This is a genomic window from Tenacibaculum piscium (genome assembly GCF_021390755.1).
Lineage (GTDB): Bacteria > Bacteroidota > Bacteroidia > Flavobacteriales > Flavobacteriaceae > Polaribacter > Polaribacter piscius.
This window is the reverse complement of sequence record NZ_JAJGWR010000014.1, coordinates 1-12,452: the sequence shown is the minus strand read 5'-3', so window position 1 is coordinate 12,452 and position 12,452 is coordinate 1. Positions and strand designations below refer to the sequence as shown.

Here is a 12,452-nt window from a genome sequence, read left to right as displayed (position 1 = left end):
ACGTTTGTAGAATTGAGAAAAATACAGAAAATAAGAATTCAAAAATCACGTAAAATCTGAATTAAAAACTTGTCGAAATTACTCAAATGTTAAATTAAGAAATAGAAAGTTAAATCAGAATTATAAACTGAAAAAAAAACAAACTACTTACAACAACGTATATAAAAAATGCTTAATTTGGTCATAATACAAAAGTCAGTGCCGTTTTGCTACATCTGATTTTCCTGCGGAAAATCCTCGCACACAAAACAGCACTTTTCATATACAAACCGTTGTAAGTAATGCCGAAAAACCCAGAAACCGAATGAAAAAGACAATATTTGAAATTACCAAAATGGACTGTCCTTCAGAGGAAAATCTAATCCGAATGAAATTAGATGGAATTTCAAGCATTGCGAATTTGGACTTTGATATTCCGAATCGAAAATTGACCGTTTTTCACAGCGGAGAAATTGACCAAATCGAAAAGTCAGTTATCGAACTAAATTTAGGTGGAAAGAAAATCTCGACTAAACAAACCGACCAAACGGAATTTAAAGAAAACAAAAACCAAAAAAAGCTACTTTGGTCTGTACTCGTTATAAATTTTGCGTTTTTTATAATCGAAATGACAACAGGAATTATCTCAAAATCTATGGGACTTGTTGCCGATAGTTTAGATATGCTTGCGGACAGTTTTGTTTACGGAATTAGTTTGTTTGCGGTTGGCGGAACAGTAATAAAGAAAAAACGGATTGCCAAACTTGCTGGATATTTTCAAATAATACTTGCGATTATTGGATTTGTAGAAGTTTTAAGAAGATTTTTCGGAGACGAGAAACTTCCCGATTTTTCGACAATGATTATCGTTTCGATTTTCGCACTTATCGCAAACGGAATTTGTCTTTATATTTTGCAAAAGTCAAAAAGTAAAGAAGAAGCACATATGAAAGCGAGTATGATTTTCACCTCGAATGACGTGATTATAAATTTAGGAGTAATAATTGCAGGAATTTTAGTGCATTATTTGAGTTCTAATAAACCTGATTTGATTATCGGAACAATTGTTTTTGCATTGGTAATTCAAGGAGCATTTCGGATTTTGAAATTAAGTAAGTGAACTAAAAAAGCACTACTTACAACAACGTGTATAATTAATGGCTGGTTCTCGCCTACTTACGAAAATCCTCGCGGATTTTCTATTCGGTTTTTATTTGCTAAATTAGGTGCTTAAACACGCCACTAATCATACACAAAACCGTTGCCCACAATTTAAGAAACATCGATAATGACAGAAAAAGAATTGCTAAAATTGGGATATTTCCCGAAAGAACTTCCACCTCCATTTGAAAGTAAGACTTTTTCAAATAAAATAAATGTCATTAAAACACAATGGAATTCTATATCAAGTCCTTTTGATAGAACAGAACGTTTTAAGTATTCAGATTCTAAATGGGTTCTTTTTTCTATTCCAAAAGTTCAATTATCAAGAAGAATAATAAATATTCCTAATCCACTTCACCAATCGAAATTAACTTCGACGATTGCAAATAGATGGACAGAGATTAATGATATCTTCAAGAAATCAACTATTTCTTCAAGCTCACCAATTAAGGATGATAAAGGTAATCGAGCATTGATTTCTAAACACAATTTCAGTGAATTTAAAAGAAGACGTTCAAATGAATCCTTTGCTAATTTATATGAAGTAAAAACTGATGTTTCGCGATTTTATGGAACAATTTACACACATTCAATTCCTTGGTTAGTTCATACAAAACCAATTGCAAAAGCACATCGAACTGATATGACAATGCTCGGAAACGCTTTAGATAAAGATTTAAGAAACCTTAATTCTGGTCAAACTGTAGGAATTCCAATTGGACCTGATACGTCTTTAGTTATAGCCGAAATAATGTCTTGTCTAATAGACATACAAATTCAAACGAAATTAAAAAATGTTCAATCATTCAGATTTATAGACGATTATTACGTTTATTGCGACAACTATGCAGATGCTGAAAAAGCATTTAAATTTATTCAATCTCTTCTAACAGAATATCAACTTGATATTAATGAAGAAAAAACAAAAATATCAAAAGCACCTTTTGCTTTCGATAGTAAATGGTCAATCGATTTAGGCTCATTTACATTTAGAAAAAGAGCAAACTCTCAATTAACCGATATTGAAAGATTTGTAAGTCTTTCTATTATTCATTCTAATGAAAACCCGAAAGATTCCGTTTTACTTTTTTCAATTCAAGTTCTTAAATATTTACAATTATTTGATGAAAACTGGTCGACTTACGAATCTCTTATATTAAAAATTGGAATTACAGAACCGAGAACTTTACCAGTAGTAACTGAAATTTTAGCATCTAACATAAGTCGAATTTCAAAGAAAAAAGTCAAAAGTATTATTGAGAAACTAATTGATATTCATTTACCTAAAGGTCATAACTATGAGGTCTCTTGGGCACTATGGATGTGTGTCGAGTTTAATATCAAACTCAAAAATAAAATGGCAGAACGAATTTTTGCCTCGAATGATTACGTATCAATGTTAATTGCAATGGATTTAAAAAGTAAAGGACTTATTAATTCAACTGTCAGTACTGACGGACTTTTAACTGAATTAACAGAGGAGTCATTAATGAATGAAAATTGGTTATTTACCTATGAATCAATAAAAAAAGGATGGTTAGTACCAACCGACAACCCTATTGATGAGAATAAGTATTTTAAAATATTATTAGATAATGGAATATATTTTTATAAAGAAGATGCTAAAGTAAAAACCTTCACTGTGAAAAAAGCCGAAGCAAAAGTAGATGAAATTACCAAAAAACCTGAAAAAGAAGAAGCAACATCTATTGTTTCTGGAGGAGGAATCGGTGCTGGTGGATACTAAAAAACTGTGGGCAACACCGTATATAATTTATTGCTAGTACTCGCCTACTTACGAAAATCCTTAGGGGATTTTCTATTCCGCTTTTATTTACTAAATTAGTTACTCGAAATACGCAACAAACCATATACAAACACGTTGCCACCAATTATGAAAAACATCCTGCAAATCACAATATTTCTATTTTCAATCGGAGTTTTTGCTTGCGATTGCGATGAACCGAAAATAACGGAAAAATTTATTGAGTCGGAATTTGTCGCTAACGTAACAATTCTAAAAATCTATCCGAATCAAAAAAATGAACAAGGATATAAAGCAGACATAAAGATTAATGAATTGTATAAAGGAGAAAAATTGAAATCAATTTATGTTTATGGTAGAAGTGATAATGGAATTGGAAGTTCTTGCGACATTTATATTCCTACAAACACAAAGTTAGTTGCTTATGCAAGAAAAAACAAAGACGGGAACTTTGGAATTGGAATGTGTTCTGGTTTGCTATATCTTAATAAAACTAATCAGAATAGACAGAAACGTGAATTAGATATTTTAAGAACATTTAAGGAAAATAATATTAATTCGACTGATAAAATAAGTTATCGGGAAAAATCAAAACTTCATAAAAATTTAGAACAATTTAAAGGAATTGAGCTTGACAAAAATTTTGGAATTTATGAAATAACATTCGCATCTGATTTGACAATTAAAAATGTGACTGAAATAAGTGGATTTGGAAATCAGATAGACCAAAAACTGACAGGAATTATCAAGCAAACGGAATGGACAAGTAATGACAATGGAATTAATGACAAAGTACCTGACAATAGTAGATTAATAATCGGAATCTATTATTACTCTGAAGAAAAAGGAAATCCGAGTTTTTTAAGTCAATATTATCACTAAAAAACTGGTGGCAACACCGTATATAATTTATTGCTAGTTCTAGCCTACTTACGAAAATCCTCGCGGATTTTCTATTCGGTTTGTATTTGCTAAATTAGTTACTGAAACACGCAACAAACCATATACAAACACGTTGGCATTCATTTAACCCAAGCAATAATCAAACTTGAGCATGAAAAATATTATAATTGACACTTGTAGTTTGATTGACTTATTATCAGAAGATAAAAATAAGTTACTTCCTCATCTTGAATTTTGGAAAAACAATGATTGTATTAATTTCATCACCCATGAAATAATTCTTGAAGAATGGAACAAACATAAACTTAAACAAAAAAGAAGGTTTGAAGCTTCTTTAAAAACAAAATATAAACATGCACAAGAAGTCGGGAAAAAAGAAAAACTTTTAATTCCTGAAAATTTAGAACCAAATATTCAAAATATTGATAATCAAATAGCAACTATTGATGAATTATTAAATAGTGCTGTAGTGTTAAAAACAACTAACAATATCAAAATACATTGCAGTGATAGAACAATTACAAAAAAAGCACCATTTCACAATAAACTTGATAGTACAAAAGATGCATATATTGTTTTTTCAGCGTTAGAATACTTTAAAGAAAATGGTCAAAGTTTTTTATTTATATCCGCTAACAAAAATGAATTTGGCTCTCCTAATAATTTGGATTCTAAAATACATCCTGAAATTATTGAAGGTTATGAGGAAATCAATATTGAATACCTAAATGACATTGGTAGAGCAATTAATAATTTAAAACAAGAATTATCAATTTCCCTATTGCCTGAAGAAATAAACAATACAAGCATAATTAATGTCGAAGAGGAAATTTCTATCGACAAATCAAAACCAATACTAGAACAAGTTTATGATTACATTTCTATTAGACATAGAGAAATTAAGTTCTACCCTATTTCACTTTTTATAAATCATTATCCATTTAAACTAAATTCATATAACTATTACTCGACTTTTGGGTTAAGTATAGACAATGAATCATTATTTGAATTATTTAAATCTTTAGAAATATTAGAAGATAATAGCATTAAATTCAATGATAGTAAATTTCATAATGGTGTAGATAATTATCAAGATAAAATCAAAAAAGTTTTATTAGGTTTGTCTGGAAATCTTATATTTAATTTATCTAATGACAAGTCGAGAGAACGTTTATCAATCAGGTATTCAGAAGAAAAGAATTGTGAATGTCCAAAATGTAGTTTTAGAAAATTAAAATTCACTAAATGCTTTAAAAACTTAGACACATTCACAAATAGTCTTGAAGATTTACAAAAAAGCAGTTATCTTAATTATCAAATTGGGAACTATTTATTTGCTATTGAAAAACAGAAAGAAGCTTTAGTTAAATATAAAAAAGAACACCTTGATTCTCTATATTTTATAGGACAATTTAATTTAACAAAACTCTCAATTTTTATTAGAAATAATTACTTTGGTGAAGAGTCACAAAATGAATTATTAAATGAATTAAAGAAAATCGATTTAGAATATGTAGAAACAAATCTATCTTTAAAAGAAAATAAAAAATTAATTAAATATTTAAAAGAAAATATTTTTTATACTACAGCAAGGAATAAAATACAAGAAACTTCAAGTAAAATAATAGACCAATATTATAGTTCCTTAAATGGTGGTTGGAGTTCTAATAGTAATGTATGGGTTCTTATAAATGAGTTTGCACAACTAGAATCTTTTCTAGTAGAAAACTTTATTGTTTACGATAAGTTTAAAGAATTTCAAGATGTTTTTTCAATTTTTATTGAAGGTCTATTTGCATCACATGCAATAGCAGATTCTCATCATAGTCGATTAGAAAAATTTGATGATTATTTAATTACAAAAATACTTCAATACGGAAACCCTGAATTAATAAATAAGTATTATAAGAGGTATAAACTTAAAAAAATACTTTACAAAAAATCATCTTCAAATGGAGATTCATTTGCTGAACTTATTGAAAATTTTTTCTCCAATGAAAACCTTAGAGAATCACTTATTGAAAATTGTGAAAATAATAATCGTAGATTTTGGGAATATTATAATAGTATTTTTAAAAACATACTAATAATAGTATCAATTGGAGATTTCGACACCTCATTTATTAATAAGTTTTCAAAACAACTTGTTAAATACTTAAAAAATGAAACTTTTATTCACCCTCAAAACTTCAAACAAATAAATACGTTTTTATATCGCTGTAAAGAACACATGACCAAAGAGTTAATTAATGATTTCTTTGATTTAGGAATAAACAAATCATTTTATCATAACTCAGAATTCTATGAGTCACTTCTAAATGTAATTGAAGAAAGAAAAGAACATATTACAATAACTGAAAAACAATTCAAAAAAATTCAGAATATTGCATTTGAAGAATGTTCTCTTTGCAAAGAAAAACATGAAAACACAATCATAATTGAGCTGTACTTAATGATTGATAATTCAGATTTTAAAAAAAAGATTGCAAAAATAATTCAAGAAAAACTTCAAGAAAAATTTTCTTTTCAATTATTCTATCAAGCAATCATTTTTGAGATAATACCTCTTGAAACCAACTTATTAAATAAGGCCATAGAAACTTCTATTCCAAAAGAACATCAAACATCAATAAAAAGTGTTTTTTCAGGTATAAATGATAATCGATTTAATAACATAAATTCAATAATGAATTTATGTTTTAAATTAGATATTGACACAACAATAGAACAGTTTAAAGCATTCAAAAACATCGACCCTTATTATTCTTGGTTAATTGATATGAATGATTTTAACTATGACTTTTTTAAACCTGAATGGATTGGAGAATACACTACTAGATATTATTTTAGAAAAATTTATAATAATAAATTGGTTAAAAAGAAATTAGAAAGTATTATTAAAAAAGATTTTGACTCAAAATTAGAAAAAGATTATATAAATATATATGTTAGAAAAACTTGGAATATCGAAAACTAAAAAAACGAAATGCCAACACCATATATAATTTATTGCTGGCTTTTCGCATACTTACGAAAGTCCTCGCGAACTTTCTTGGTCGGTAATTATTTACTAAATTAGTTGCTTGAAACACGCAACAAACCATATACAACAACGTTGTAAATAATAGCAAAAAAAACTGACCAAAACAAAATAAATAATTGATTTTCAAATAAATAAAAACATTAGTTCATTTGTGATCTTTTAAATAAAACTATTTTAAGAAAGAAAAATAATTAAGAATATTTCTAGTTTTCAAGAAAAAGTTCTGAAATGTTTTTAACTCGTTTGTAGAATCTGAATCAAAACAAATTTAAGAAAAAGAAGAAAAAATTGAGAATATTTATAGTTTTCAAAAAAGAGTTTTGAAATGTTTTTTAACTTGTTTGTAGAATCTGAATCAAAACAAATTTAAGAAAAAGAAGAAAAAATTAAGAATATTTCTAGTTTTAAAGAAAAAGTTCTGAAATGTTTTTAACTCGTTTGTAAAATCTGAATCAAAACAATTTAAGAAAAAGTTCTGAAATGTTTTTAACTCGTTTGTAAAATATGAATCAAAAACAATTTAAGAAAAAGAAGAAAAAAATTGAGAATATTTCTAGTTTTTAAAAAAGAGTTTTGAAATGTTTTTTAACTCGTTTGTAGAATTTTAAATTTTATCGGTTTTTTGAATAGTAATTTAATAATCAAAGTTAGGAATAAACAAAAAGCTACTATTTACAACAACGTATATAATTAATTGCTGGTTCTCGCCTACATACGAAAATCCCTTGGGGGATTTTCTATTCCGATTTTTTTTACTAAATTTAGTCCAGAATAACGCAACAAATCATATACAAATCCGTTGTAAATAATAGCAAAAAAAAACTGACCAAAACAAAATAAATAATTGATTTTCAAACAAATAAAAACATTAGTTCATTTGTGATCTTTTAAATAAAACTATTTTAAGAAAGAAAAATAATTAAGAATATTTCTAGTTTTCAAGAAAAAGTTCTGAAATGTTTTTAACTCGTTTGTAGAATCTGAATCAAAAATAATTTAAGAAAAAGAAGAAAAAATTGAGAATATTTCTAGTTTTCAAAAAAGAGTTTTGAAATATTTTTAACTCGTTTGTAAAATCTGAATCAAAAACAATTTAAGAAAAAGAAGAAAAAATTGAGAATATTTCTAGTTTTGAAAAAAGAGTTTTGAAATGTTTTTAACTCGTTTGTAGAATCTAAATCAAAAACAATTTAAGAAAAAGAAGAAAAAATTGAGAATATTTCTAGTTTTTAAAAAAGAGTTTTGAAATGTTTTTTAACTCGTTTGTAGAATTTTAAATTTTATCGGTTTTTTGAATAGTAATTTAATAATCAAAGTTAGGAATAAACAAAAAGCTACTATTTACAACAACGTATATAATTAATTGCTGGTTCTCGCCTACATACGAAAATCCCTTGGGGGATTTTCTATTCCGATTTTTTTTACTAAATTTAGTCCCGAATCACGCAACAAATCATATACAAATCCGTTAGTTTTCATTGCTCAGAAAAAATGAGAATATTAAAGAAAAAATAGAATTATTGAGAATGTTTTTGAATAATTAAAAATCAATAAATCGTAAATTTTTAAACTCATAAAAAACGCTGTTTTGCATAAATCTAAAAAAAGAATATTTAGAGTTTTAAAGAAAAAGTTTAATAAAATATAACAAATTCTGAATTTTAAACTCGTGAAAAAACCTGTTTTACATAAATCTAAAAAAGAATGTTTAGAATTTTAAAGAAAAAATAAAACATAAAACATAAAAAAATCTTGAATTTTAAACTCGTAAAAAAACCTGTTTTACGTGAATCTAAAAAAGAATGTTTAGAATTTTAAAGAAAAAGTTTAATAAAAAAAACAAATTATGAATTTTAAACTCGTGAAAAAAACCTGTTTTACGTGAATCTAAAAAAGAATGTTTAGAATTTTAAAGAAAAAATAAAACATAAACAAATCTTGAATTTTTAAATTCTTGAAAAACTTAGAAACGCAAAAAAACGTGCTTATAAAAATGTTTCGCAACGAAAAACTAACAACGTATATAATTAATTGCTGGTTTTCGCCTACATACGAAAATCCCTTGGGGGATTTTCTATTCCGATTTTTTTTTACTAAATTTAGTCCAGAATAACGCAACAAATCATATACAAATCCGTTAGCTTTCATTAACAAAAAATACGCAAAATTGGAAAAATAAAGCGGTTTAAAAAAGTAGAATCCTGATAAATATTACGCAATTAGAAATGGAATTTTAACGTAGTAGATTTTGAAAAATATTACGCAAGAATCTGTCTGTAATTCTGAAATGAAAACGGCGGACTTTAGCCTGTTTATGCAATCGGAAATGAAAAACTGTGGGATTCTGACAAATATTACGGAAAAATATGTTTGTAATTCTGAAATGGAAACGGCGGACTTTTATCCTATTTATGCAATCAGAAATGAAAATTTAGACAAGTTAAACGCCGAATAAAAATGCTGAAAATATGTGATTTTATAACAGTGTTTTAATTGTAAAAAAATAACGAAAAGCTAACAAAGTATATAAAAAATGCTTAATTTGGTCATAACACAAAAGTCAGTGCCGTTTTGCTACATCTGATTTTCCTGCGGAAAATCCTCGCACACAAAACAGCACTTTTCATATACAAAACGTTGTAAAACATTAAAACGATTTTACAACACGTTATATAGTTAATTTTTTAACTTTATTTTGTGTTTTAATTAATTCATTTTCTAGCCATTTACTATATTCTGTAACATTGTATTTATTCCAAGAAGTGTAATTTCTTTTATCACAATATTTTTGCCTAATTTCTTTCTTTGTCATTATTTCCGTTTATTTATCCGTTAAAAATCTAACCATATAACCATACGTTACAAGTAATTGGCAAAAATTACGCAATTAGAACCTGATTTTTAAGTAAATACAGAAATTTAAAAATATCGCTAGAAAAATATTACGAATAAAATTTAGAATCTATAAATACTTCAATTTACTCTAAATATGAAAATAAAATTGACCGAATTATTACGTGAAATTTGAATTTATAACGTTTGTAGAATTGAGAAAAATACAGAATAGAAATTGCAAAATTTACGTAAAATCTGAAAATAAAATCGACTGAATTATTATTTAAAATCTGAATTTATAACGTTTGTAGAATTGAGAAAAATACAGAATAGAAATTGCAAAATTTATACAAAATCTGAAAATAAAATTGACCGAATTATTATGTAAAATCTGAATTTATAACGTTTGTAGAATTAAGCAAAATACAGAATTGAAAATGTAAAATTTACGCAAAATATGAATTGAAAACTTGTCGAAATTACTCAACTGTTGAATTAAGAAATTGAAAATTAAATCAGAATCACAAATTACAAACTGAAAAAAAATAACTACTTGTAACAACGTATATAAAAAATGCTTAATTTGGTCATAATACAAAAGTCAGTGCCGTTTTGCTACATCTGATTTTCCTGCGGAAAATCCTCGCACACAAAACAGCACTTTTCATATACAAACCGTTAACCTACATTAAGCCAAATTACACGCAATATTGGCAAAAAAGCGGTTTAAAAAAGTAGAATTCTGATAAATATTACGCAACCAGAAATGGAATCATAAAGCAGTAGATTCTGACAAATATTACGCAAGAATCTGTCTGTAATTCTGAAATGAAAACGGCGGACTTTTAGCCTGTTTATGCAATTAGGAATGAAAATTTAGACAAGTTAAACGCCGAATAAAAACGCTGAAAAATGTGAGATTTTATATCGGTATTTTAATTAAAAAAAAACGCAGGTTAACAAAATATATAATTTATTGCTAGTACTAACCTACTTACGAAAATCCTTAGGGGATTTTCTATTCCGTTTTTATTTACTTAATTTAGTGCTTCAAAAACGCAACAAACCATATATAAATCGTTAGCTTTCATTAACAAAAAAATGCGCAAAATTGGGGAAATAAAGCGTTTTCCTAAAGTAGAATCCTGATAAATATTACGCAATTAGAAAAGGAATCGTAAAGCAGCAGATTCTGACAAATAATTACGCAAGAATCTGTCTGTAATTCTGAAATGAAAACGGCGGAATTTTAACCTGTTTATCCAATAGAAACGGAATCGTAAAGCAGCAGATTTTGAAAAATATTACGCAAGAATCTGTCTGTAATTCTGAAATGAAAACGGCGGAATTTCTAGCAGATTTACGCAATCAGAAACGGAATCGTAAAGCAACAGATTCTGACAAATAATTACGCAAGAATTTGTCTATAATTATGAAATGAAAACGGCGGACTTTTTAGCTCGTTTGCGCAATCGGAAATGGAAAATGAGAAAAACCGTTTGGAATATTGCCGATTTTAGATTTTTTAGCGTAAGTTTATATGAAAATTTAGACAAGTTAAACGCCGAATAAAAACGCTGAAAAATATGTAATTTTATATCGGTATTTTAATTGTAAAAAAGGAAAAATTAACGAAAAGCTAACAGTATGTATAAGTAATAAGGGAAATTGCTAAGTTGAAAATTTTGTGATTATTTACGAAATCCACCAAACTTGAAATTTTATGGTTGAAGAAAATAACAATAAAATTGCAAATTTGGTTAAGTACTTAAATGAAATTTATTACAAATCAAATCCTTACTACTTATACACGAGTCGTTACAAGTAATTGGCAAAAATTACGTAATTAGAACCTGATTTTTAAGTAAATACAGAAATTTAAAAATATCGCTAGAAAAATATTACGAATAAAATTTAGAATCTATAAATACTTGAATTTACTCTAAATATGAAAATAAAATTGACCGAATTATTATGTGAAATTTGAATTTATAACGTTTGTAGAATTGAGAAAAATACAGAATAGAAATTGTAAAATTTACGCAAAATCTGAAAATAAAATCGACTGAATTATTATTTAAAATCTGAATTTATAACGCTTGTAAAATTGAGAAAAATACAGAATAGAAATTGCAAAATTTACGCAAAATCTGAAAATAAAATTGACCGAATTATTATGTAAAATCTGAATTTATAACGTTTGTAGAATTAAGCAAAATACAGAATTGAAAACTTGTCGAAATTACTCAAATGTTGAATTAAGAAATGGAAAATTAAATCAGAAATACAAATTACAAACTGAAAAAAAAACAACTACTTGTAACAACGTATATAAAAAATGCTTAGTTTAGTCTTAAAACAAAAGTCAGTGCCGTTTTGCTACATCTGATTTTCCTGCGGAAAATCCTCGCACACAAAACAGCACTTTTCATATACAAACCGTTGTAAGTAATTCGCAAAAATTACGCAATTAGAACCTGATTTTCAAGTAAATACAGAAATTTAAAAATATCGGTAGAAAAATATTACGAATAAAATTTAGAATCTATAAATACTTGAATTTACTCTAAATATGAAAATAAAATTAACCGAATTATTACGTGAAATTTGAATTYATATACAAACCGTTGTAAGTAATTCGCAAAAATTACGCAATTAGAACCTGATTTTCAAGTAAATACAGAAATTTAAAAATATCGGTAGAAAAATATTACGAATAAAATTTAGAATCTATAAATACTTGAATTTACTCTAAATATGAAA

The 12,452-nt window shown here is 26.6% G+C and carries 7 protein-coding genes; 6 read left to right on the top strand and 1 reads right to left on the bottom strand.

Annotated elements, in window-relative coordinates; all coding sequences use genetic code 11:
- The first annotated feature begins 304 nt into the window (after window positions 1–304).
- From L0U72_RS11470 to L0U72_RS11450, 5 genes are all read left to right on the top strand, one after another.
- Window positions 305–1,099 (top strand): cation transporter, encoded by a 795-nt coding sequence (locus L0U72_RS11470; protein WP_101931971.1) that lies wholly within the window; start codon window positions 305–307, stop codon window positions 1,097–1,099.
- A 168-nt stretch (window positions 1,100–1,267) separates the two neighbouring features.
- Window positions 1,268–2,890, top strand: a complete 1,623-nt coding sequence (locus L0U72_RS11465; RefSeq protein ID WP_232127975.1) for an RNA-directed DNA polymerase — start codon at window positions 1,268–1,270, stop codon at window positions 2,888–2,890.
- Between the two features lie 147 nt (window positions 2,891–3,037).
- On the top strand, window positions 3,038–3,790 hold the full coding sequence (locus tag L0U72_RS11460) for a hypothetical protein (RefSeq protein ID WP_233899339.1): 753 nt from the start codon (window positions 3,038–3,040) through the stop codon (window positions 3,788–3,790).
- Window positions 3,791–3,962: 172 nt separating this feature from the next.
- Window positions 3,963–6,788, top strand: a complete 2,826-nt coding sequence (locus tag L0U72_RS11455; RefSeq protein WP_233899337.1) for a PIN domain-containing protein — start codon at window positions 3,963–3,965, stop codon at window positions 6,786–6,788.
- A gap of 2,314 nt (window positions 6,789–9,102) precedes the next feature.
- Entirely contained in the window at window positions 9,103–9,309 is a 207-nt protein-coding gene (locus L0U72_RS11450) for a hypothetical protein (protein ID WP_233899335.1), read from the top strand.
- 213 nt (window positions 9,310–9,522) lie between these two features.
- Here L0U72_RS11450 and L0U72_RS11445 read toward each other — a convergent pair whose 3' ends face one another.
- The gene (locus L0U72_RS11445) at window positions 9,523–9,666 is read right to left on the bottom strand and encodes a hypothetical protein (protein ID WP_233899334.1); all 144 of its coding nucleotides are present in this window, start codon (window positions 9,664–9,666) and stop codon (window positions 9,523–9,525) included.
- 1,460 nt (window positions 9,667–11,126) lie between these two features.
- On the opposite strand from L0U72_RS11445, the gene L0U72_RS11765 reads away from it, so the two are divergent.
- Window positions 11,127–11,261 (top strand): hypothetical protein, encoded by a 135-nt coding sequence (locus L0U72_RS11765; protein WP_256444789.1) that lies wholly within the window; start codon window positions 11,127–11,129, stop codon window positions 11,259–11,261.
- Window positions 11,262–12,452: the final 1,191 nt, after the last annotated feature.

Bases quoted from the DNA above. Each gene is read 5' to 3' on its own strand.
- L0U72_RS11470 (WP_101931971.1), top strand. From the start codon at position 305: ATGAAAAAGACAATATTTGAAATTACCAAAATGGACTGTCCTTCAGAG.
- L0U72_RS11465 (WP_232127975.1), top strand. From the start codon at position 1,268: ATGACAGAAAAAGAATTGCTAAAATTGGGATATTTCCCGAAAGAACTT.
- L0U72_RS11460 (WP_233899339.1), top strand. From the start codon at position 3,038: ATGAAAAACATCCTGCAAATCACAATATTTCTATTTTCAATCGGAGTT.
- L0U72_RS11455 (WP_233899337.1), top strand. From the start codon at position 3,963: ATGAAAAATATTATAATTGACACTTGTAGTTTGATTGACTTATTATCA.
- L0U72_RS11445 (WP_233899334.1), bottom strand. From the start codon at position 9,666: ATGACAAAGAAAGAAATTAGGCAAAAATATTGTGATAAAAGAAATTAC.
- L0U72_RS11765 (WP_256444789.1), top strand. From the start codon at position 11,127: ATGAAAACGGCGGACTTTTTAGCTCGTTTGCGCAATCGGAAATGGAAA.